The organism is Pelagibius sp. 7325, assembly GCF_037652055.1.
Classification (GTDB): Bacteria; Pseudomonadota; Alphaproteobacteria; order Kiloniellales; family Kiloniellaceae; genus Pelagibius.
Genome location: NZ_JBBKAH010000005.1, coordinates 76666 through 98912, shown reverse-complemented (window position 1 = coordinate 98912; position 22247 = coordinate 76666). Strand labels below are relative to the sequence as shown.

The following is a 22247-nucleotide window of genomic DNA, read 5'->3' as shown; positions in this document are numbered from 1 at the left end:
CGGCGGAAAACTTGTCCGGCACGCGCATGACAGGCCGCTGATCGTTTCGCAGGGATCTTGCATCTCCGCCGTGGCCGACGCCGGATCACCAATCGGGAATGCGGGCGATCACCTTGATCTCGAAGTCGAAACCGGCGAGCCAGTTGACGCCGACCGCTGTCCAGTTCGGATAGGGCGGCTCCGAGAAGATTCGGCTCTTTACGGTCATGAATGTTTCGAACTGGTTTATGGGATCGGTGTGGAATGTCGTAACGTCAACGATATCATCGAAGGTGCAGCCGCCTGCAACAAGCGTCGCCTCGAGATTGGAGAAGGCGAGGCAAACTTGCTCGGCAAAGTCCGGTTCCGGCGAGCCATCGGGACGACTCCCAACTTGGCCTGAAACATACAACAGGTCGCCCGACGCAATTGCGGCCGAGTAGCCGTGCATCTCGTAGAGGGCATGGCGGTTGGCAGGAAATACAGCATTTCGCGCGTTCATGTTCTCAGTCTTGCATTTCTTGTGTGTGATCCCTGCAGGACATCGGGTCAGAGAGCCAAGAGCAGGTTGGTCGGCCTGACGTCACGTTGCCCCGTCATCGCGCGGGACATGTCGGGTGGCCGCGAGCGAGGGGGGTGACGAGGGTCGATTCGCACGCTGCTTTCCGGGCGGATCGCCTGCCACCCCACGGAGATCAGGCCGCGACGCCCGGCACCGGCGTGTTGAGCAGCTGCTGCTCCCACAGATACGCAATGGCGCTGCCGCCGATGTGGTACTTGAGCGCATCGTTCAGGGCTGTCGCCGTCTCGGCGCGGGCCCAGTCGCGTTGCCATTCGGACGCCAGCGCCAGCCAGGTCATCATGTTGACGCCGGCGGCGATCATGCGCTGGATCGCGACCTCATGGGCCTCGACGGACGTGCCGCCCGACGCATCGGTGATGACGGTCACGTCCCAGCCTTCGCCGGCGGCCTGGATTGCCGGCATCGCGACGCAGATCTCGGTCCAGAGACCGGCGATGATCAGCTGGTTGCGGCCAGTCGCCTTGACCGCATCCACGACCTTCGGATCCTCCCAGGTGTTGATTGTCGTCCGGTCAATCACCTCCTGGTCGGGGAACACTTCGGTGACATGCTGAAAGAGGTCGCCACCCCGGGAGGCGATGACGGTTGTCAGGATCGTAGGCACGCCGAACACCTTGGCACACTTGGCGAGCGCGGTCGTGTTGTTCACCACCATGTGCGGGTCATGGCTGTTCAGGTTCGCGAGCTGATAGGGCTGATGGTCGATTAGAACGAGCACAGAGTCTTCGGGACGAAGAAGCGAGTCGAGGCCGTTACGGAAGGTCATGATGTCATCCTTTGCATCTGAGGAAGAGCCGAGCGCTGGTGGCTGAACCTAGAGAAGAAGCCTGAACGGCGCGGCGCGAAAGCTGCCGAGAGAGTGCCGATCTTGCTGTACCCGCCTGTTCGCCAAGCATCGATGTTCGGACAAGGCTCACATGTTGCTTTCCGATCCGTCGGGGTTTGCCCTGATGTGGTACTCGCCGCTTTCGCGGAAGCTGCGGACGCTGGTTTCGCCGCTAGACGGGGAAAAGCGCAAAATTGGCACCTGCGCAGCAGCCCCCGCACCGCATCGTCGCGGCGTTTCGATAAGATCCCTTCTGCGCCGCGATCAACTGTTCTGCAATCGGCTGGAGGGCGCCTTTGACCCTTTGACCTGTCACAAACGAAACGGGGTTGCGATGCGGCAGCGATCGGCGCTGATCTCTGAAAAGGGAGTGCAGGCGGGTCGCCGCCCGCATCGGCGCTATGGCATGGAGGCATTTCGATGCAACGAAAGGAACACATCATGTCCGACACAATGAAGGCCGTCGTCCTGACCCGCTTCGGCGGTCCTGACGCGTTCGAAATGCAGACCCTTCCCGTCCCTTCGGTCGGCTCGCGGCAGGTTCGCGTTCGCGTCCACGCCACGGCGATCAACCCGCTCGACTATCAGATCCGTCGCGGCGATTACGCCGATTATGTGCCGCTGCCGGCCGTGATCGGTCACGACGTCTCCGGCGTCGTGGAGGCCGTCGGCGCGGATGTCACCGAGTTCACTCCCGGCGACGAGGTGTATTATACGCCGAAGATCTTCGGTGGCGCCGGGTCCTACGCCGAGGTCCATGTCTCCGACGTCGATCTCGTCGGCCGCAAGCCCCGCAACCTGTCGCACGTCGAAGCAGCGAGCCTGACGCTCGTGGGCGGGACCGTCTGGGAGGCCTTCGTCGGCCGCGCTGGCCTGCGCGTCGGCGAGACGATCCTCATCCATGGCGGCGCGGGTGGCGTCGGGACGATCGCGATTCAGGTCGCCAAGGCCATCGGCGCACGGGTCATCACGACGGCGCTCGCCAATGATCATGAGTTCGTCCGGGCGCTCGGCGCGGACGATGCGATCGACTTCGCCTCTACCGACTACGTCGACGCCGTGGACGCGCTGACCGGTGGGCGCGGGGTTGACGTCGTCTTCGATACAATAGGCGGAGACACGCTGACGAGGAGCCCGCTCGTACTTGCGCCACTCGGGCGCGTCGTCTCGCTGGTCGATGTCGCGACGCCGCAGAACCTCATTGAGGCGTGGGGGCGGAATGCCTCTTATCACTTCGTCTTCACCCGCCAGAACCGCGGCAAGCTCGACGCGCTGACGAACCTCGTTGAACGTGGTCTCGTAAGGCCGGTGATCGGCGCTGTTCTCCCCTTCGACCGCCTCGCGGAGGGGCACGAGGTCCTGGAGACGGGGTCGCGCCGCGGACTACGAGGGAAGGTCGCGATCGATATTTCGGGCGAGGCAGAGACGATTGTGCCGCCGCTCGCCGCCGCAGCCTGATCTTTTCGGACGGCCCGAGGCGTGCCCGGGCCGTCCCCCGGAGGAGAGCCAGCATGGTCATCGAACTCGCGATATTGCGAGTCCAGCCGGGCAACGGATCGGGCTTCGAGGACGCCTTCGACTCGGTCCGTCCGCTTCTCGCCGCCGCGGACGGTCACCTCCGCCACCGTCTCGTCCAGACGTTGGATGACCGGAATACCTTTCTCCTGGAAGTCGCGTGGCGGGATCTCGAGGCGCATGTGAACGGCTTCGAGCCGAGCGAGGCGCATGCCCGCTTCATGTCGGTGCTAGAGCCACTGCTCCATGAAGAACCGATCGTGATCCACGTGGTGCAGGGATCCGTGACATGACTGTCATAGCAGGAATATTGGAGGTCGAATGAGCTGGAACCCAGCTGTTGAACCGGGCTGTCCCGATGAGGTCGGGATCGACGCGATCGAAACCCTCATCGTCCCGCGTTCCCGCGACCTCGGCGGTTTCGAGGTCCGGCGCGCATTGCCTGCGCCGAAGCGGCAGATGGTCGGTCCGTTCATCTTCTTCGACCAGGCCGGCCCTGCCGAATTGCTGACCGGACAGGGCGTCGATGTACGACCGCACCCACATATCGGGCTCGGAACTGTCACCTACCTTTATCGCGGTGACTTTCACCATCGGGACAGCACCGGCGCCGACCAGATCATCAGCCCTGGTGCACTGAACTGGATGGTCGCCGGGCGGGGCGTGACCCACTCGGAGCGTACCTCCGCGGCTGCCCGGAGCGGTCCGAACAGTCTGTTCGGCATCCAAACCTGGCTGGCCCTGCCTGACACGCATGAGGATGTGGCGCCCACCTTCGATCATTACGGCAAGGAAACGCTGCCTGTGGTCGGGGACCGCGGTGTCTCGGTTCGGCTTATCCTCGGCAACGCATATGGCAAGGTCGCGCCCGCGACGATGTTCTCCGAGACGTTCTACGCTGACGTGCAACTCGAACCCGGTAGCCGGCTGCCGATGCCAGACGATCACGAGGACCGGGGCATCTACATCGTCGAAGGCTCGATCTCGATCGCCGGCCAGGATTTTGCGGCACCTCAGATGATGGTCTTCCGCCCAGGCGACAGGATCACCGTCGCGGCTGGAGACCGGGGCGCGAGGCTCATGATCCTCGGCGGCGAGACCTTTCCGGGCCCCCGATACATCTGGTGGAATTTTGTCGCGTCGTCGCAAGAGCGCATCGAAGAGGCCAAAGCTGAGTGGCGCGCCGAGAACTGGGGCAGAGGGCGCTTCGATCTGCCGGTCGACGACCGGGATGAGCATATCCCTCTGCCCGATTGAGCTGCATTCCCGAAGGCGCGTGGTCGCGTCCGGTCCGTCAGGATCCCTGAAGACCTTACTGCCCCCGGTGTACGATGGAACTCCCAGCCTACCTCACATTCCTGATGGTCAGCGCGCTTCAGATCGCGAGCCCCGGGCCGTCCACGTTGTTCATCGTGAACAACGCCATTGCCCACGGATGGCGCCGCGCATTGGCTGCTCTGAGCGGCGATCTGCTCGCGATCGCGTTATTGGCCACTCTTTCCGTCGTCGGGTTGGGCGCTCTGCTCTTGGCCTATCCTGTGGCCTTCCTCGTCCTGCGCCTGGCGGGCGCTTCCTACATCATCTGGCTCGGATGGACTTTTCTTCGTTCCGCCCCGCGGCAAGAGAATCCGAGCATGGAAAGAGCCCGGGAAAAAGGCCACGGGGGAAGCGGGTTGGCGCTTTGGCTCCACTCCTTCGGTGTTGGGATCAGTAATCCAAAGGCCGTGCTTTTCTTCGCCGCGCTGTTTCCCCAGTTCATTCCGGCGGGGAGCGGTCCGTCTGTACTTGCCCTTCTGGTTGCAAGCTTCCTGGCCGTGAAGCTTATCGTCCTAGGCGGCTACGCGCTCGGAGCCCGGCATCTGGTCCGACTGCTCCGCGCGCCAGAGCATGCGAGACGCGGACGGATGCTGACCGGCATGATCTTCGTGGCCTTCGGGGTGCTGATGATCTGGTCTGCTCTGACCGCCGCGTAGAGCCGCGCGATGATGGAGCCCTGCTCCCGGCGGCGGTCAGGCACTGCCGCCGGCGCCGTCTTGCAGCGCCGCCCAGAAACCCCGCAGGTTTTCACTCAGGTCGCGGTAGAGCCGGTAACGCCGGTCATAGTGCGCCTTGCGCTGCCGGTCGGGCGTGAAGGCCGCCTTGGGCCGAGTCATGGCCCGGATGCCGGCTTCGTAGTCGGCGAAGAAGCCAGCGGCAATACCGGCGCCGATGGCCGCGCCCAGCGCGCCGGTCTCCGAGGCCTCCGCCACGCCGATGGGCAGGCCCAGGCCGTCGGCGAACATCTGGGGCCAATGAGGACTGCGCGAGCCGCCGCCGGAGAGCACGGCGCGTTCAAAGGTGACGCCGGCCGCAGCCAGCACCTCGATATGACGGCGATGCTCGAACATGACGCCCTCGAAGAGCGCGCGCAGAAGGTGGGCCTCGCCGTGCCAGCCGGCGACGCCGTAGAAGCCGGCGCGGCAGTCCGCCCCCTGGCCCGAGCCATAGAGAAAGGGGTGGAACAGAGGATCGTCGGCGGCCGGCGTCAGCGACCCGACACATTCGTTGCAGAAGGCGAAGGGATCGCCGGTGTGCCCCGCACGCTCCACAAAGGTCCGCACGTACCACTCCAGGTTCGCTGCGGAGGTGGCGCTGGACTCGATGTTCACGTATCGCTGCGGGCCGAAAGCGGCGACCATGAAGACCTTGGGATCGACGACCGGCCGGGCCGAGAAGACCTGATTGATCGACCAGGTTCCGGCTATGATCGAAGCCTCGCCGGCGCCAACCACGCCGGAGCCCATGGCGCTGGCCACGACGTCGAAGAAGCCGCCGATCACCGGCGTGCCCTCGGCCAGACCCGTGGCCTCGGCCGCCGGGGCGTCGACCCGGCCCGCTATGTCCGTCGGTTGCACCAGGCGGGGCAACAGGCCGCGCGCCTCCGCGAGTCCATAGGCCGAGAGCAGGTCGTCGTCGAAGACGGCGTCGGGCAAGCGCAGCAGGCCGCAGCCGGACATGTCCGAAATGTCGCTGACGCGCTCGCCGGTCAGCTTAAAGGTGATGAAATCCTTGCACAGCATGGCCGTGCCGGCGCGGGCGTAGACGTCGGGGGCGTTGTCCTTGACCCAGGCGAGCAGCGTCGGGGTCTGCGATGGCCAGGGCTTTTGCAGGCAGAGGCCGTGCAGCCGGTCGCCCCGCTCTGCCGCGAGCCGTCGGGCGAGGGCGGCCGCGCGGGTGTCGAGAGACTGGATGCCGAGCAGCGGTCGGTCGGCCTTGTCCAGCAGGTAGAGGCCGTTGCCGTGGCCGGCGCAGCCGATCGCTGCGATCTGCCGGGCGTCTATCCCCGCCATTTCGATGCAGCCGCGGATCGCCTGCCGGGCGTTGGCCCAAAGCTCCTCCAGGTCGCGCTCGACCATGCCGGCCTGTGGCGTGATCGAGCGGCCGTCGAGGGCCTGCATGGCGCAGATGCGCCCCTCGAGGTCGAAAATGACCGCCTTGATGACCGTGTTGCCGGCATCCAGGCCCAGCAGGTAGCGCTTGTCTTCAGCCACGGTTGTAGATGTCCCAGGCTTCCTCGCCGCCGATACCCTTGTGGATCATTGCCAAAAGCGCATTGACGACGGCTTTGGGGTTGTCGTGCTGGTAGATGTTGCGGCCGTAGACCAGTCCCCTCGCGCCTTGGGACAGCAGGGCGGCGGACTTCATCAGGACATTCTTCAGGTCCTCCTTGCCGCCGCCGCGCACCAGCACCGGCACCCGTGCCGCCTCCACGACCCGGTGGAAATCTTCGGGGTTTTCGGTCGGATCGGCCTTGATGATGTCGGCGCCCATCTCGCTGGCGAGGCGCACCAGGGTGACGATCTTCTCGGCATTGCCGTCGACCTGATAGCCGCCGCGCACGCCATTGGGCAGCATCACCAGGGGCTCGATCATCAGCGGCATGCCGTAGCGGTGGCAGGCGGCGCGCACCCGGCTGATGTTCTCGACGCACTGGCGAAAGAGCTCCGGCTCGTCGGGGAGCATGAAGAGGTTGACCACCACGCAGGCGGCATCCATCTCCAGCGCGCCGACGATCGGCTCTTCGTGGTTCTGCAACTGGGACCACATCACGCGGTGGCGCTGGTCGTTGTAGGGGTTGCCCATGTCGATGCGCATCACCAGGGCCGGCTTGTCCTTCTCCGGCCGGCGCTGCAGCAGGTCTGCCTGACCCTGATTCATCTGGATCGCATCCGGCTTCGCCGCGATGAGGGTGTCTACGACGCGGGCCATATCCTCGAGGCCAGCAAGGAAGCTTGGTTCGTTGCAGACGCCATGGTCGACGGCCACGTCCAGGCAGGCACCGTGGGTGAACATGCGGTTCATGCGGGCTTTGGGACTTACGCGCATTCAAGACTCCTGTCGCGGGTACGCTGTTCCAGCGTCTCCTCAGAGACGCCGTGGTAGTCGCCGAGTTCGGCAATGAAGTCGTCGATGTTGCGGTCCTTTTCTTCTCCGCTCCAGCCGAGCTCAATGGCGGCGACATCGGCCACCTGTCGGATCAGTTGCGACGAGATCTCGCCGCGGATTGCCAGGGGCGTGCGGCGTAGCAGCAGGTCGCCGAGCCCGGTGGCGAATTCGTGGCGGATCAGGAAGGCGATCTCCGCTGCGGTCGTGGTGCAGCGCCCGTCCAGCGGACGGTCGTCGTTGCGCCGCGAACAGAATTGCAGCACCTCGTCCGACCGCGTCCCATAGAGGTCCACCAGGTAGGCCGCCCGGGTCGGGGTGATGCCGTGGCGCGCCGCCAGCCGGTTCTCCAGGTCGGCGGGAGATTGCGGGAACTCGGCCCCGCCGCCTATGGAGAGATCGAGACTCTGCGCTTTACGCCGGCGGCCGATGTCGGTCAGAACGCGGTCTGCGGTCTGCTCGGCAAAAGCGCGGAAAGTTGTCCACTTTCCGCCGACCATGCAGTACTGCGGCAGCGCCCCGTCGATGCGGTGCACGAAGTGTCCGCGGGAGATGCGGCCGGTGAAGTCATGGTCGCTCTTGGGCAGCGGCCGGATTCCACTGTAACTGTAGACAACCTCTTCGGTGGTCAGCGCAATGGTGGGGAAGACCAGGCGGAGCGACTCCAGGATGTAGTCACGCTCCTCATCTTCGCAGCGCACGCGGCTGACCGCTTTTACCCGGATGTCGGTAGCGCCGGCGAGCACGCGCCCCAGGTACGGAAAGACAATGCAGATGCGGCTGTCCGAGTTCTCGAAGAAGATCATGTGCCCGCCCAGTGCGTCGAAAAGCCGCGGGTTGTCGATAATCAGGTGAGAACCTTTGGTGCCTGATACCAGCGCCGCCGCCGGACCGCCGCCGCGGTTTAGCTGCGCGATGGCCTCATCCAACCAGGCGCCTGTGGCGTTCACTACGGCCCGGGCTGTAACAGGCAGGCGCTCGCCGGTTTGCTTGTCGATTACGCAAAAGCCAGTGCTCGCCGGAAGAATCTCGGCATAGTTCAACGATACGCTCTCAGGCGACAGGTGCAGGCTGTCCAGTATCAGCTCGATACCGAGGCGCTCAGGATAGCTGATCCAGGCATCGTGATAGGTTGCCGAAAAGCGCACGGCCGTGGTCAGCTTTGGCCAGCGCCGGTGTGTCTCGGCCGCGCTGCGAAAGGTATGGCGCGGCAGGATGCGGCGATGGCGCGTCACCCAGTCATAGAGGGAAAGACCGAGTTTCACCGGCAGCGCGCCCCGAGGGGCCGGGCGGCTGCCCAAGCCGAGCAAGCCGGCAGCGCCGTTCATCAGTCCGGAGAGGAGCGAGGTAATGGGAATGGTCGTCGGCAGCGGGCGGACCATATGGGGTGCATTGGCCAGCAGGGCATCGCGCTCGCGCAGCGACTCCCGAACCAGCCCGTACTCGCCGTTTTCCAGGTATCGGAGCCCGCCGTGGATCATGCGCGAGGGCGCCGCACTGCAGCCGGAGCAGAAATCACCGCGCTCGACCAGGAGCACCCGCAGGCCCTGTAGGCAGAGTTCCCGGAATACGCCGATTCCGTTGATGCCGCCGCCGACGACGATGACGTCGAAGGCCGCATCCGCGCGGAGCCGTTCCATGTTTTCGCTGCGTCGTCCTGGCATAGCTGTCCTGGTCATCGCCCCACCGGAGCGATGTGCGTTACGGTCGTTGCGGTTTGGCCCACGCTCAGGCGTCGAGATCCGAAAGGTGTGTCGTCGCCGCCTCGCTGATGGCTTGCAATTCGTCTGCATCAAGGCGAATGCGGGCCGCCTTCGCATTCTCCTTCGCCTGATCGGGGTTGCGCGCGCCGCAGAGCGAGAAGGTGATGCCCGGCTGCTGCAGAGTCCAAGCGATGACCACCTGGGCGGATGTCGCCTGGTGCGCCTCGGCTACGGGAGCGATGCTTTCCATCAGGCGCGCGACCTTCTGCCGGTTCGACAGCGAAAAGCGTGGGCTGTCACGGCGTTGGTCGTCGCCCTCGAACTTGCGCCCCGGCCCGATCTTGCCGGACAGCAGGCCGAGGGCGAGGGAGGAATAGCTGAGCGTCGAGACGCCGTGTTTGGCGCAGATCGGCAGCAGTGTCGACTCGATGTCGCGCTTCACCATGCTGTATTCTTCCTGGATTGCATCCAGCGGTCCGGCTGCAACGTAGGCCTTGAGGTCTTCCGGCGAGACGTTGCTGGCTCCGAAGGAGCGGATCTTGCCCTGTTGCTTCAGGCTCTCGAGCGCCTCCACAGTTTCGGCGATGGGCGTGGTCGGGTCCTGCCAATGGGTGATGTAATGGTCGATGTAGTCGGTGCCGAGGCGCTGCAGGCTCTGCTCGACCTCGAAGAGGATAGATTCTTTGCCAAGGTAGCGGTGAACCGGGCGTCCTTCGTAGTCGAAGAAGTGGTTGCCCTTCTGCGTATGCCAGACGAGGCCGCACTTGGTCGCGAGCACCACGCTGTCGCGCCGGCCTTTGATCGCCTTGCCGACGATCTCTTCCGAGAGTCCTTGTCCGTAGGCCGGGGCGGTATCGACCAGCGAGATGCCTTCGTCGAGCGATGCCTGGATCGCCGCGATGGACTGCGCCTCGTCGGTGCCGCCCCACATCCAGCCTCCGATGGCCCAGGTGCCAAGCCCCACGGCGGAGGCTTCAATGCCGGAGGATCCGAGGGTACGGGTAAGGACTTCATGCGACATTCTGTACACTTCCCATGGTTTTGAGGACGGCCTCTGCGGTTTTCTCATCGAGGATGAGAGAGTCGAGATAGTCTCCGTTCAGGGCCGCGTGGATCGGTTGGACCTTCTCCGGGCCGGCCGCCACGCCGATGGTGCAGGGGCAGCGCGCCAGTTCCTGCGGGTCGAGGGCGACGAGGCGCGAGTTGAGCGGATAGTCCGCCAACGAACCGTCCTCGCGGATCAGGTGCGCCAGGAATTCGCCGACGGCGCCGCTGCTGACGAGCATCTCTCGCTCCGGGTTGGGGAGCGGGTGGAGATCGTAGTAGCTGGAGGCTGGCGGCTGGATCGAACCGATGCCGACCAGTGCCACGGATGCCGAGCGCGCCAAGTCGAAGACTTCTTTTACAGAACTCATGGCCATGAGCATGTCCCGCTGCTCCTGGCTCTCGGCGAAGAGCGGTGCATGAACCAGGAGGGTGGAGCCTCCAAGGCGCTCGGCGAGCTGCGTGGCGAGGTGGTTGACGTCGGTGTAGTACTTGCCCTGTACGCCGCCGGTCAGCGGCACCACGGTCACTTTAAAGGCCCGCTCCGGCGTCAGGTTGTCGACCACGGCGCTGACTGCCTTGCCGCCGGTGATCGCGATGACGTCGCCGTCCCGCAGGCTCTGCAGAAGCAGGTTGGCGGCGGCCCGTCCGACCTGCTGCAGGTTGGTGTCGGGATTGCCGGAGATTGTCGGTGCGACCACGGATTCCGTGAGCGAAGTCGCCTCCACCAGGGCGGTTTCCAAATCGACAAGGCGCTGGAAGGGGCTCTCGACAGCGATCTTCACCATGCCCAGCCGTCGGCCCTGGGTGATCAACCGGTTCACCTTGGAGGTCGAAAGATTGAGCTTCCTGGCGATCTCCGATTGCTTCATTCCCTCGAGGAAATGCAGCACGAGCACCGTGTGTATCTGCCGGATCGACTCGAAGTCGTCTTTTCTGTCAGCCATCTGGGTCAGCCGCGCCGCTTGTTGAGATAGTGATCGATGGATACGGCGGCGAGCAGGATCGAACCGCGAATGATATCCTGCCAGTAGACCGAGACGTCCAGCAGGGCGAGGGAGCTGGAAACAACGGAAAGCAGGATGGCGCCCAATATGGCGCCAAAGATGGTGCCCGTCCCGCCGGACAGGCTGGCGCCGCCGATCACCGCCGCGGCGATCACGTTCAATTCCATGCCGATGCCGAAGGTCGGCTGGGCCGAGCCGAAGCGGGCCATGTAGATGATGCCCGCGACGCCGCAGAGCGCTGAGCAGAGCGTGGTGGTCAGGAAGACGACCTTCTTGGTGCGTATGCCGGAGTAGGCAGCGGCCTTTTCGTTGCTTCCGGTATAGAAGACCTTCCGGAACAGCGTCGTGCGCCGCAGCATGAAGTCGAAGCCAACCACGACGACGACGAAGATCACGATGACGACGGGAATCACGCCGATCGATCCTTGGCCGATGAACTTGAACTCCGGCGGCAGGGTGAAGAGGCCGAGCGGTCTGCCACCGGTTCCGAGCAGGCAGGCGCCGCGGGCGATGACCATGACCGCGAGGGATACGATGAAGTGGTGCAGGCCGACCCGCGTCACGAAAAAGCCCATGCCGGCGCCGATGGCAGTACAGGCGGCGATGGAGATCAGCGAGGCGGTCCAAGGGTCGACCCCGTTGAGGAACAACAGGCCGGCGATGACCATGGCGAGCGCGGTCACGGAGCCGACGGAGAGGTCGATGCCGCCTGACACCAGCAGGATGGTCATGCCGACCACGACGATGCCCTCCACGGCGAAGGCCATCGCCATGGCGCGCATGTTGACCCAGGTCAGGAAGTAGGGTGATGCGAAGGACATCACCACAAAAAGGGCGAGAATGATGAGGATCAGGCCCGTTTCGCGCATGCGGAAGAGCCTCTTGAGCAACCCGATCATGCCGCTGGGGGCCTTCTTCTCGTGGTCCATGGGTGTGGCAGTCGAGACCATAGGATGAACCACCCTCATACCGCCAGGCGCTGCTTTTCCAGGACGGAGGCGAGGTGCATGATGTTCTCCTCCGTCATGGCGTCGCCCGACACCTCACCGCTGATCTGGCCCTCGCGCACCACCAGGACACGGTCGCAGACCCCGATGAGCTCCGGCAACTCCGAGGAGATCACCACGATGCCGACGCCGCTGCGGGCGAGTTCGCGCAGGATGCGGTGAATCTCCGCCTTGGCACCAACGTCGACGCCGCGGGTCGGTTCGTCGAGAAAGATTACCTGCGGCTTCACCGAAAGCATCTTGGCGATGGCCACTTTCTGCTGGTTGCCGCCCGAGAGGGCCGAGGCCGGCTGCCCGATATGGCCGCACTTCAGGTTCAGGCGTTCGCCGAGGCGGATGGCTTGGTCGCCCTCACGGCGGTCGTCGATGATACCCAGTCGGGTGGCGACTTGCCGCAGCGCCAGGGCCGACACGTTGGCTGCGATGGACATCTCGAGGAACAGGCCGTCGCCCTTGCGGTCCTCCGAGAGGTAGACGATGCCTTCGGCGATACTGTCTTTGTAGTTCCGGCGCGCCAGTCGGCGGCCTTTCAGGCGGACCTCGCCGGTCACGTCGCCCTCAAGGGCGCAGATGCCTTTGGCGATCTCACTGCGCCCGGCGCCGATCAGGCCGGCGAAGCCGAGGATCTCGCCCTTTCTCACATCAAAGGTGATGTTGCTGAAGCGGCGCCGCTCGCAGAGGTTCTCGACGGCGAGGATGACCTCGTCGGAGCGTTCTGCTGCGCTCTGTTTCTCAGGGTAGAGGTTCTCGATCACCCGGCCGACCATCGCGTTGACGATCTCGCGTGGGGTGGTCTCCGCCACGTTGCGGGTGGTGATGTACTGGCCGTCGCGGAACACGGTCACGCGGTCGCAATTGTCGAAGATCTCCACCATACGGTGCGAGATGTAGATGATTGAGATGCCCTGCGCTGCCAGCCGGCGCATGATGCCGAACAGCACCTGCGCTTCCTTCTCGGTCAGCGCGGCGGTGGGTTCGTCCAGGATGAGCACGCGGCAGTCCAGGGTCAGAGCCTTGGCAATCTCCACCAACTGCTGCTGGGAAATCGAAAGGTCGCGGGCGAGGGACGTGGGATCGATGTCGCCGAGCTGGCCCAGCACGGCGGTGGCACGCTGCTCCAGGTCCCGGTAGTTCATCAGCAGGTGAGGGTTGGTATTGGTGGTGGCCATGAAAATGTTCTCGGCCACGGTGACGTCCGGGCAGAGCGCGATCTCCTGGTGCACGAAGCCAATTCCGAGGCGTTGTGCCATGGCCGGCGAGACGATATCGACCGGCGCGCCGTCGAAGCGGATTTCGCCGCTGTCGGGGCGCAGGATGCCGTCGACCACGTTCATCAGGGTGGACTTGCCGGCACCGTTTTCGCCGGCAATGGCATGAATTTCACCTCGACGCAGCTCGAAGCTGACGCCTCGTAGGGCCTGGACCGGGCCGAAGGCCTTGCTCAGGTTCGATATCTGAAGGATTGGATCGTCTGCCATGGTCCAGGTCGTCAGCAGGGAACTGGGGTGCGGCCTCCGCTTGGCTGCCCGCACCGCAAGAGATGCATGGTGCGGACAGCCGAGGCGGAAGAATCCTTGCGAGAGCGGCCCTCAGCTGGGGTCGCGGCCCTCCATGTAGGCGTTGAGGTCGAAGGCGTCGGCGTTGTCCTTCGTGATCACCGCAAAGCCGTTGTCGATGAAGGGAATCTGCATCGGATTGTAGCCGGAGACTTTGTAGTCGTTGAAGGGATCGAACATCTCCGCGTGCGCGGCCATGAAGGTGGCGACAAAGCCCATGAAGCCCTGCACGCCCTGATTCGGGTTGAGCGACATGTGGATGTTGCCGGCCTTGATGTGCTCCAACGTCGTCGGGGTGATGTCCGCGTGCATGATGAGCACATCGGCCTTGGCTTCCAGCACGGCGGCGACGGCCCCCTCGGCGGAACCGGCCTCGGGGATCCAGAGCGCATCGAGGTTGGGATTGGCTTGCAGGATCGAGGCGGTGGCGCGGTAGGCGGCATTGCTGTCCTGGTTGGTCGCCTGGCGGCCGACCAGCTTCATGTTCGGATAGTTTTCCTTCATGTAGTCGATGAGCGCGGTGACCCGGAGGTCGTGGTTGCTCTGGCCCGGATTCTCGAGCACGGCGTATTCGCCGCTCTCGCCGACCTGCGAGACGATTTCCTCCGAGGCGAACTTAGCCTCGGCAACGTTGTCCGACGTGATGTAGGCGGAGCGCCTTGACTTCGGCGAGTCGGCGGCGAAGGTCACCACCTCGATACCGCTGTCGATGGCGCGGTTGATCGGTTCGATGAACGGATCCGACTGCATGGGGTGCAGCAGTATGCCCGCGGGCTGCTTCACCAGGTCCTGCTCGAAGGAAGCGATCTGCTTCGTGATGTCGTAGTCCGGCGTGCCCGAAAAGATCGTCTCGCAGCCCATCGCCTCGGCGGCCTGCTTGAAGCCCTGATAGACAGGGACCCAATAGGGGTGGGCAGAAACCATCACGTTCATGATGTAGGTTTCTCCCGGTTCGCACTGAAACTTGCTCTGAGCCGCAGCCTCGTTGGGGGGCGTCAGGGTGAACGCCATTGCGGCCGCGGTCAGCACCCCGGCCAAACCGAAGAGTCTCATAGTGTTCCTCCGCTTTATATCCCGGCGTTCGGGCCGGGACTGTTTTTATTCAAGATGGTATGCGATTTTTTTCATTACACGAAATTTATCGCATACTCACAATCCAAAGCAGGGAGAGCGAATGCTGTCAACAGGAATCGGGAGATAAATCATAGACTGAAATTTATTTCATGCCTCCGATGATGCGCCTGCCGCGCTGGCGACGCGTCCGATTGCGCGCGCCTCTGAAAGACAGGGACCTAGGACCCGAGGGGGCTGCCGGGCGATCAACGACTATCTGAACGTGAAGGGGTCGCCGCTTATGCCGGCGTCCGAACTGTGCGGCGGTTGCGCCGGGCCTGCGGCGTTTCCTGCTATTGGCCCACCGTTGAGCGCAAAAGCGTTTCCTTGGCCGAGGCGAGGTGAGCGCCGCAAGCGGCTTCGACTCGTGCCACGTCGCCGCTGGTCAGGGAGCCGAGGTAGGCGAGGTGTTCGCGGATCGCCACTTCGTTGCGCTGGCAAAGTGTCGGCACATAGCGCGGATGCATCCAATGCGAAACCGCCGCGCTCCCTGCGATCCTTTACAGCGTCTCCACGTTTGCGCAGACACTGATCGCCTGACCAGAGAGATTGGCCCCGGCGGGCGAGCAAAGGAACAACGCCATCGAGGCGATGTCCTCCGGTTCGACCATGCGGCGCAACGAGGTGTTCTGGAGATACAGTTTCTCCATCTCGTCATAGGTGACGCCCTCAGCCTTGGCTCGGGCCGTCAGGACCTTTTCGATGCGATCGCCACGGACGATGCCCGGCAGAATTGCATTGACCCGTACGCCATCGGGGCCTAGTTCGCGGGCCAGGCTTTCGGTCAAGCCAACGATGCCCCATTTTGCGGCGGCATAGGGTGTGCGCAGGCTGATCCCCAGTCGGCCCGCCACTGAGGACATGTTCAGAATTACGCCACGGCTTTCGCGCAGCATGCCGGCGCTCCGCCGGGTGACGAGAAACTGACTCATCAGGTCGATCTCGATCGTGCGGCGGATGTCGTCGACCTCGAGCGTGTCGATCCTACCCGTCGGTCCGGCGATCCCCGCGTTGTTGACCAGAACATCGAGCCCGCCGAGCTGCGTCCGGACGGAGTCGATCAGGGTCTCGACAGCCCCCGCGTCCGAGACGTCGGTGGTTTCGCTCAGCAGGCCGGGATGCGCGGCGGTAAAGGCGGTCAGCGCCGGGGTGTCGATGTCACAGATCATTACCTTCGCATCCACCTCGAGGAAGGCTTTCGCGATGACCGCGCCGATGCCTGACGCGCCCGCGGTGATCAGCACCCGCAAGCCGGCGGCGGGGCGCATCCGATCGATAAAGTTCATCGCATCTCCTTCTTTCTGGATCACGCGACTTCCAGCCAGTTGCGGCGGACGTCAGGATTGTCGGAAAGCGTCTCGGGCGTGCCGCGGAACACGATTTCGCCATGGCCCATGACCAGGACCTCGGCGGCCACCTTCAGCGCGATTGTCAGCTTCTGCTCGACCAGGAGGACAGCGACGCCACGGCGGCCGATGTCCAGGATCACTTCCATCACAACGTCGACGATCTGCGGCGCCAGGCCCTCGGTCGGCTCGTCGATGAGCAGGACCCGCGGATTGCCGAGAAGCGAGCGGCAGATCGTCAGCATCTGCTGTTCGCCGCCCGAGAGGTGTCCGGCTCGGACCGAGCTGCGCTCTTTGAGGCGAGGGAAGTAGCCGTACATCTCCGCGATCGACCAGCAATGTGCGCCCGGTGGGGATGGCTGGATCCCCATCCGCAGGTTCTCCTCGACGGTAAGGTTGGGAAATACCAGCCTTTCCTCGGGAACGAACCCGATGCCCCGGCGGCAGATGTCGTAGGGCCGGCGGGCCGCCAGTTCGGTTCCGGCGAGCCGTACAGCCCCGGCGCTGGGCCTCACCAGCCCCATGATCGTCTTGAGGGTCGTCGAGCGGCCCGAGCCGTTGCGGCCCAGAAGGGAAACGATGGCGCCATCGGGAATGGCTAGGTTCACGCCGTGCAGCACGTGGCTCTTACCGTAGTGCGCGTGCAGCCCGCTGACCTCGAGAAGGGTCATGTTGCCGTCTCCTCGCCGAGATAGGCCTTCTGGACCTCTGCATTGGCGCTGATCGCCGGCGGCGTGTCGGTCGCCAGAACCGAACCGTAAACCAGCACCGAGACGCGATCGCAGAGCGAGAACACAACGCTCATGTCGTGCTCGATCATCAGCAGGGTCTTGTCCGTCGTGACCTTGCGGATCAATTCGACCGTCTGATCGGTCTCGTCGCGCGACATGCCCGCGGTTGGCTCGTCGAGCAGGATCACGTTGGCTCGGGTAGTGAGCGTCATGCCGATCTCCAAGGCGCGCTGCTCGGAGTAGGTCAGATCGCCGGCCATGTCGTGCGCCCGCCGCTCAAGGCCCACGACGGAGAGCAGTTCGGCGGTTTCCTCATTGACGGCCCGCATTCTCGACACGGGCCGGAACAGGCCGTAGCGGATGCCGTGCCGGGCGAGCACGCCCAAGCGGAGATTCTCGAACACGCTGAGCCGCCGGAAGTTGCTGGTGATCTGGAAGGACCGGGCCAGGCCTGCGCGATTGATCACGTGGGGCGGGAGACCGCCAATGGCACGCTCCTGCAGCCGTATCGTCCCGCTCGTGGGCGCAAACATTCCCGAGATCAGGTTGAAGAGGGTCGATTTGCCGGCGCCGTTCGGCCCGATGACGGCGTGGCGCTCGCGGGACCGCACGTCGAGGTTGACCTCCTGCAGCACCGAGATGGACCCGAACGACTTAGCGATCCCATTGAGTTCAAGGAGTACCTGCGTCATGACGGGTTCACGCCGGGTTCGGATCCCGCGCGGACTCGCTGCCAGAGCGCCCCGATGGGGTGGCGGGCTTGAAGGACAAGCCAAAGCCCAGCGGTGAAGAGCGCCAGCGGCAGCAGCCACGGCACCGGGCTGAGCGGCGTCCAGTCGAGACCAAAGACCTCATAGGTGGGAAAGCCGCCGCCGGCGTCCCGGCGCGCCACCGCATAGTCTCGGCTGAAGACCACGGCAAGCGTTTCGATGAGGAAGATGGCCGCTGAGGCGACGAGCAGACTGCCCAGAGTGGCTTGTGCATAGGGCCTGGCAAGACGAGGCCAGTCGAGTTGCCCGCGGTGACGCAGATGCTGGTGGATCAAGCCACCAAGTCCGTTCGGAGCGTAAAGCATAACAAGCACGAAGATCAGGCCTTGGTAGAGCAGCCAGGAGCGTGTGAGGTCGGAGACGAGGTAGGCGAAGAGTGTGAAGATCACCGCGCCGACCGCCGGACCGAAGAAGATCGTCGCTCCTCCCACGAAGGTATAGAGGACGACCTGGGCGGAGACGCCCGAGGCGAAGAGGACATAGTTCGCCGTCTCGTTCGAAATCGCCTGCAGCGCGCCCGCCACGCCTGAGAACATCGCCGAGATGGCGAAGATGATGACCTTGGTGACGTGAGCGTTGTAGCCGAGGAAGCGCACTCTCTGCTCGTTGTCGCGGAGCGCCAGCGCCAGGCGCCCGAAAGGTGTGCGGGTGAGGCCCCAGAGCAGCAGGATCGAAAGCGCGACCCAGGCGAGGGTGAGGTAGTAGACCTCGATAAGCGAGCCGAAGATGAGACCGCCCCAGGGCATCCGCATCGATGACAAGCCCGCCTCGCCGCCGAACACGCCCTGCCAGTGGGGGGCGAGGGAGTGGAACAGTTCGGCGATCGCGAGGGTGACAAGCGCGAAGTAGACGCCCGAGCGCATCGTGGCGAAGAATCCGGCGACGAGACCGATGAGCAGCCCGGCCGCGGCCCCGGCCAGCGGCAGGAGTGGGGTGGGAAAGCCGAGGCCGTCCTCGATGCGCGCCATCAGGTGCAGCGCGGCGAAGGCCCCGACGCCGAAGTACGCGGCGTGTCCGAACGACAGCAGCCCGGCTTGCCCGGCAAGAAGATTGAAGGCAAGCGCGAAAAGGCTGGCAATCAGAATGTTGATCAGCGCGTTCTGCCAACCGAGGTCGAGAAACGGGGGCGCCACAAGCAGGAACGCCCCGACAAGGGCGAGCGGCAAGAGAGCACGCGCCATTCTAGCCTCGCTCGCCCATCAGGCCCGCGGGCCTGACCAGCAGCACCAGGAGCATCAGCGCGAAGGGGATTGTCGCCGAAATCGAAGAGATCTGCATGATCATCAGCCCCCCCAACGACCTTGCCCAATCGCCCAGCCCCACCAGCGCCAGGAGGTCGGCGGCGGACCAGTCGATCCCGACCGCAAAAGACGAGAAAAGCCCGATCAGGAGCGAGGCCAGCAGCGAGCCTTGCAGCGAGCCCAGGCCGCCCACCACGACGACCACGAAGACGATGACCCCAAGCTCCAGCGCCATATTCGGGTTTGTCGGGTAGAAGGCACCCGCGACGGCACCCGCCAAGCCTGCCAGCGCCGCACCGGCACCGAAAACGCTGGTGAAGACGACGGGGATGTTATGCCCCAGCGCTTCGGCCATCTGCGGCAGTCTTTCGGCGGCCCGCACCACGATCCCGATGCGGGTGCGCGAGAGCAGCAGCCAGAGCGCCACGAACATCACGATCGCGACAATGCCCATGAACACCCTGTAGAAAGGGTAATCGGTGCCATAGACGGTGAAGGCGGCAAACCGCAGCGTATCTGCCATCTGGTAATTCACCGGGAAGTCGCCGAAGACCAGCTTGACCGCTTCCTCGACGATCAGCGCCAATCCGAAAGTCAGCAGCAGTTCGTGCGCGTGCCCGAAGGCATGCACGCGGCGCAGGAGGAATCTTTCGACAAGCATGCCGACAATGCCCACGAAGACCGGCGCGACGAGAAGCCCGACCCAGAAACCGGCGGTCGAAGACACCGCGTAGGCGACGTAAGCGCCCAACATGTAGAACGAGGCATGCGCGAAATTCAGCACGCCCATCATGCCGAAGATCAGGGTCAGCCCGGCGGAGACCATGAACAGCAGCAGGCCGAAAATGACCCCGTTCAGAGTCGAGATTAGGAAGAATTCCATTGCCAGCTCCGGAGGAGGGGGCGCGACGGTCCGGCAGGCTGTGCCCTGCCGGACCCTCAGGCTTGGTTTAGCCCGGTCGCTTCATCTCGCAGCTGGGCTGCACGGGATAGATCGCCTCTGCGCCGGGCACGACCTTGACCGTCTGGAAGCCCATGTCCGTGTCGTCGGCGGGGTATTTTGCGTTCTTCACGACCTTCGAGACAACGACCGGCCGGATCGTCTGGTGATCTTCCTTCCGCACCGAGATCGGACCGACGGGGCTATCGTACGTCGTGTTCTCCAGCGCCATGGCGATCTTCGTCACATCCACCTCGCCGCCATTCGACGAGACCTTGGCCAAGGCTTCCTCGAGGGCGCCGACCGCGAAAGCAGCCTGCGGCTCGACGAAGGTGGGGAAGTGTCCCTCGGCAGCTTTGTAGTCATCGGCAAAGCCGCTGTCGGCGGCGGAATTGTCGTAGGCATTCGCTATGTAGTGGCCGAGCGCCGTTTCGCCCGCATTCGCGATGTTGCCCGGCTGGTCGAGAAAGGCGGTGGCGAAGCGGACCTTGAGTCCCGCGTCTCCGGCGGCCTTCATCAACAGGAGCAGGTCGTTGGACCAGTTCCCTGTGATCACCGTGTCCGGGTTGGCGGCCTTGATCTTTGCCACGAAGGGGGCGAAATCCTGAATTTTGTTGACGTCGTGCAACACCTCACCGACCACCTCGTAGCCGCCCATCTCGGCGTTCGCGGCGGTCGCCGCCTGCATGTCCTGGCCCCATGAATAGTTTTGGTTGATCGAATAGACGCGGCTGCCCAGGCTCCCTTGCTCCTTCATGGTGGAGATCAGCGCGTTGACCCGCATCGGCGCCGTTGACGTGTACCGGAAGTGGTAGAAGTGGCACTTCTCGCCGGTCAGCTCCATCGCTTCAGCGCCGACGTTGATGTACATCATCTCGTTCCCGGGATTGCGGATATTGTGCTTGCGCACATCCTCGGTGAGCTGGCCGGCGATGGCCGACGATGCGCCTTGGATGATGATGTTGATTCCGTCCGCCTGAGCCTGGCGGAATTTGTCGGCCGCCTCGGTCGGCCCCCCGGCGTTGTCGTACTCGACCACCTCCACCGGCTCGCCGTTGAACCCGCCCGCGGCGTTGATCTTCTCGATACCGTAATGGACGCCATTGGCAAACATCCGTCCGGTCGATGTCTGTGCGCCCGACAAGCTCTCGATGATGCCGATTTTCAGCGGTTCCGCCGCCAGCGGTGCGGCGGTGAAGCTGCCGGCAACGGCTAGCGCGATCAGGGAAATGTGTCTCACAGGTTTCCTCCTCCGATATTTTTTTATCTTCCGCGATGGGCGACCCATTCTTCGTGGGGCCTCTTCCCGTCGCGAGTCGAACCTAGAAGATTGTCCTGGTACGTGTAAAGATAATATATTATTGATCTGTGATCACAGTCGTTGGCGAACGCTGATGGCGCGGGCCCGTCCCGGCCGGAGAAATTGAAGACACCGGCATGCAATCAAAGATTGTGATCACCTATCGTAGATGGGCGGTAGTTTATTTCCGGATCGGGAAGCTTTAAGTTGGTGGCGGGAGACTTATGGTCCCCGATATCGCCGACCCGCCCCGGATGAAGAGAACAGATGAACGACAAGGTCAGACCGATCGACGTCACGACCGTGCAGGAGCGGGTCTATCAAGAGTTGCGCAACGCGCTCTTCCAGGGGCGGTTCATGCCGGGCGAAGTCCTGACCATCCGAGCCCTTGCCGCGGCCCTGGGTACGAGTCCCATGCCGGTGAGGGAGGCGATTCAGCGCCTGGTGACCGAGAACGCCCTGACCCAGTTGCCCAACCGCACCTTCCAGGTCACGGCGCTCACGCTCGAGAACTACGATGAGTGGATTCGCCTGCGATGCGAAGTGGAAGGGTATGCTGCGCAGCGTGCTGCCCTGCGCGCGCCGGCCTGCGTTTGCAGCGAGCTGAGGAAGATCAACAAGACATTTGAACGCGCGGTCGAGGCGGGCGATTCCGTCGGCATGCTGCAAGGCAACCAGCACTTCCATTTCGCAGTCTACGAAGCTGCGGAGTCTGATGCGTTGCTGAAGATGATCGGTTCCCTTTGGCTGCGCTTCGGCCCGGTGCTTTCTTTCGTGCAGAACGTGTCCGGCTCGACTGAAATGTTCCGGCGCGGTGCCACGGTTCATGAGCGGGTAGTCGCTGCGATCGAACGCCGTGATGCCAAGGAAGCGCGCTTCGCTCTGGCGCTCGATATCCGCGCGGCGTCGTCGTGGTTCCGTCTCCATCACTTCGGCTCCGCGGGAGCAAGTCAGCCCCAACCCGCGCCGCGTCAAGGTCGGCACTAAGACCACCCGCGCTGAGGCGGGATCCCCAGCAACGCACCGCGAGCGCGATTGCTCCGTCCGGGTGCTGCTATTTCCGCCGGGCGGGGGCAATCGGAAGCCATTCTGTGATCACAGATATGAGATAGGACATTGACCACGCTATGCCCGATGGCATACTTGGCGACATGCGGGCGCCTG

Annotated in this window: 22 protein-coding genes; 5 read left to right on the top strand and 17 right to left on the bottom strand. The window is 63.9% G+C overall.

Going from position 1 to position 22247, the window contains the following annotated elements:
- Positions 1–85: 85 nt before the first annotated feature.
- Both WDC82_RS15455 and WDC82_RS15450 read right to left on the bottom strand, forming a co-directional pair.
- Entirely contained in the window at positions 86–481 is a 396-nt protein-coding gene (locus WDC82_RS15455) for a RidA family protein (RefSeq protein ID WP_340118249.1), read from the bottom strand.
- 193 nt (positions 482–674) lie between these two features.
- Positions 675–1328: a hydrolase gene (locus WDC82_RS15450; RefSeq protein WP_340118248.1), complete on the bottom strand. Its 654-nt coding sequence runs from the start codon at positions 1326–1328 to the stop codon at positions 675–677.
- A 501-nt stretch (positions 1329–1829) separates the two neighbouring features.
- Between WDC82_RS15450 and WDC82_RS15445 the strand changes: the two genes are divergently transcribed.
- The 4 genes from WDC82_RS15445 to WDC82_RS15430 all read left to right on the top strand — a co-directional run bounded on the left by WDC82_RS15445 (position 1830) and on the right by WDC82_RS15430 (position 4876).
- Positions 1830–2846, top strand: coding sequence for a zinc-dependent alcohol dehydrogenase family protein (locus WDC82_RS15445; RefSeq protein WP_340118246.1), 1017 nt, complete (start codon positions 1830–1832; stop codon positions 2844–2846).
- Between the two features lie 53 nt (positions 2847–2899).
- Positions 2900–3196, top strand: coding sequence for an antibiotic biosynthesis monooxygenase (locus WDC82_RS15440; RefSeq protein WP_340118245.1), 297 nt, complete (start codon positions 2900–2902; stop codon positions 3194–3196).
- Positions 3197–3224: 28 nt separating this feature from the next.
- Positions 3225–4160, top strand: coding sequence for a pirin family protein (locus tag WDC82_RS15435; protein WP_340118244.1), 936 nt, complete (start codon positions 3225–3227; stop codon positions 4158–4160).
- Positions 4161–4234: 74 nt separating this feature from the next.
- The gene (locus WDC82_RS15430; protein WP_340118243.1) at positions 4235–4876 is read left to right on the top strand and encodes a LysE family translocator; all 642 of its coding nucleotides are present in this window, start codon (positions 4235–4237) and stop codon (positions 4874–4876) included.
- 36 nt (positions 4877–4912) lie between these two features.
- On the opposite strand, the gene WDC82_RS15425 is transcribed toward WDC82_RS15430, so the two are convergent.
- The 15 genes from WDC82_RS15425 to WDC82_RS15355 all read right to left on the bottom strand — a co-directional run bounded on the left by WDC82_RS15425 (position 4913) and on the right by WDC82_RS15355 (position 21023).
- Positions 4913–6433, bottom strand: coding sequence for an FGGY-family carbohydrate kinase (locus tag WDC82_RS15425; RefSeq protein ID WP_340118242.1), 1521 nt, complete (start codon positions 6431–6433; stop codon positions 4913–4915).
- Positions 6426–7268 carry a class I fructose-bisphosphate aldolase gene (locus WDC82_RS15420; RefSeq protein WP_340118241.1) on the bottom strand — a complete coding sequence of 281 codons (843 nt, stop codon included), beginning with the start codon at positions 7266–7268 and terminating at the stop codon, positions 6426–6428. The genes WDC82_RS15425 and WDC82_RS15420 overlap by 8 nt, the downstream gene beginning before the upstream one ends.
- Positions 7259–8965 carry a glycerol-3-phosphate dehydrogenase/oxidase gene (locus tag WDC82_RS15415; RefSeq protein WP_340118240.1) on the bottom strand — a complete coding sequence of 569 codons (1707 nt, stop codon included), beginning with the start codon at positions 8963–8965 and terminating at the stop codon, positions 7259–7261. Before WDC82_RS15415 ends, WDC82_RS15420 begins: the two co-directional genes overlap by 10 nt.
- Positions 8966–9053: 88 nt before the next feature.
- On the bottom strand, positions 9054–10049 hold the full coding sequence (locus WDC82_RS15410) for an aldo/keto reductase (RefSeq protein ID WP_340118239.1): 996 nt from the start codon (positions 10047–10049) through the stop codon (positions 9054–9056).
- A complete protein-coding gene (locus tag WDC82_RS15405) occupies positions 10039–11019 on the bottom strand; it encodes a sugar-binding transcriptional regulator (protein ID WP_340118238.1) in 981 nt (326 codons plus the stop codon). The genes WDC82_RS15410 and WDC82_RS15405 overlap by 11 nt, the downstream gene beginning before the upstream one ends.
- Before the next feature lie 5 nt (positions 11020–11024).
- Positions 11025–12029, bottom strand: a complete 1005-nt coding sequence (locus WDC82_RS15400) for an ABC transporter permease (RefSeq protein ID WP_340118237.1) — start codon at positions 12027–12029, stop codon at positions 11025–11027.
- A gap of 14 nt (positions 12030–12043) precedes the next feature.
- Positions 12044–13564, bottom strand: a complete 1521-nt coding sequence (locus WDC82_RS15395) for a sugar ABC transporter ATP-binding protein (protein ID WP_340118236.1) — start codon at positions 13562–13564, stop codon at positions 12044–12046.
- Positions 13565–13675: 111 nt separating this feature from the next.
- Positions 13676–14695, bottom strand: coding sequence for a substrate-binding domain-containing protein (locus WDC82_RS15390; RefSeq protein WP_340118235.1), 1020 nt, complete (start codon positions 14693–14695; stop codon positions 13676–13678).
- A gap of 353 nt (positions 14696–15048) precedes the next feature.
- The gene (locus WDC82_RS15385; protein WP_340118234.1) at positions 15049–15222 is read right to left on the bottom strand and encodes a hypothetical protein; all 174 of its coding nucleotides are present in this window, start codon (positions 15220–15222) and stop codon (positions 15049–15051) included.
- Between the two features lie 33 nt (positions 15223–15255).
- Complete coding sequence (locus WDC82_RS15380; protein WP_340118233.1) at positions 15256–16041, bottom strand: SDR family oxidoreductase; 786 nt, start codon at positions 16039–16041, stop codon at positions 15256–15258.
- A 20-nt stretch (positions 16042–16061) separates the two neighbouring features.
- On the bottom strand, positions 16062–16772 hold the full coding sequence (locus WDC82_RS15375) for an ABC transporter ATP-binding protein (protein ID WP_340118232.1): 711 nt from the start codon (positions 16770–16772) through the stop codon (positions 16062–16064).
- Positions 16769–17524 carry an ABC transporter ATP-binding protein gene (locus WDC82_RS15370; protein ID WP_340118231.1) on the bottom strand — a complete coding sequence of 252 codons (756 nt, stop codon included), beginning with the start codon at positions 17522–17524 and terminating at the stop codon, positions 16769–16771. Before WDC82_RS15370 ends, WDC82_RS15375 begins: the two co-directional genes overlap by 4 nt.
- On the bottom strand, positions 17521–18783 hold the full coding sequence (locus WDC82_RS15365; RefSeq protein ID WP_340118230.1) for a branched-chain amino acid ABC transporter permease: 1263 nt from the start codon (positions 18781–18783) through the stop codon (positions 17521–17523). The genes WDC82_RS15370 and WDC82_RS15365 overlap by 4 nt, the downstream gene beginning before the upstream one ends.
- A 1-nt stretch (position 18784) precedes the next feature.
- A complete protein-coding gene (locus WDC82_RS15360) occupies positions 18785–19726 on the bottom strand; it encodes a branched-chain amino acid ABC transporter permease (protein WP_340118229.1) in 942 nt (313 codons plus the stop codon).
- A 67-nt stretch (positions 19727–19793) separates the two neighbouring features.
- Positions 19794–21023 carry a branched-chain amino acid ABC transporter substrate-binding protein gene (locus WDC82_RS15355; RefSeq protein ID WP_340118228.1) on the bottom strand — a complete coding sequence of 410 codons (1230 nt, stop codon included), beginning with the start codon at positions 21021–21023 and terminating at the stop codon, positions 19794–19796.
- A gap of 327 nt (positions 21024–21350) precedes the next feature.
- On the opposite strand from WDC82_RS15355, the gene WDC82_RS15350 reads away from it, so the two are divergent.
- A complete protein-coding gene (locus tag WDC82_RS15350) occupies positions 21351–22070 on the top strand; it encodes a GntR family transcriptional regulator (RefSeq protein WP_340118227.1) in 720 nt (239 codons plus the stop codon).
- Positions 22071–22247: the final 177 nt, after the last annotated feature.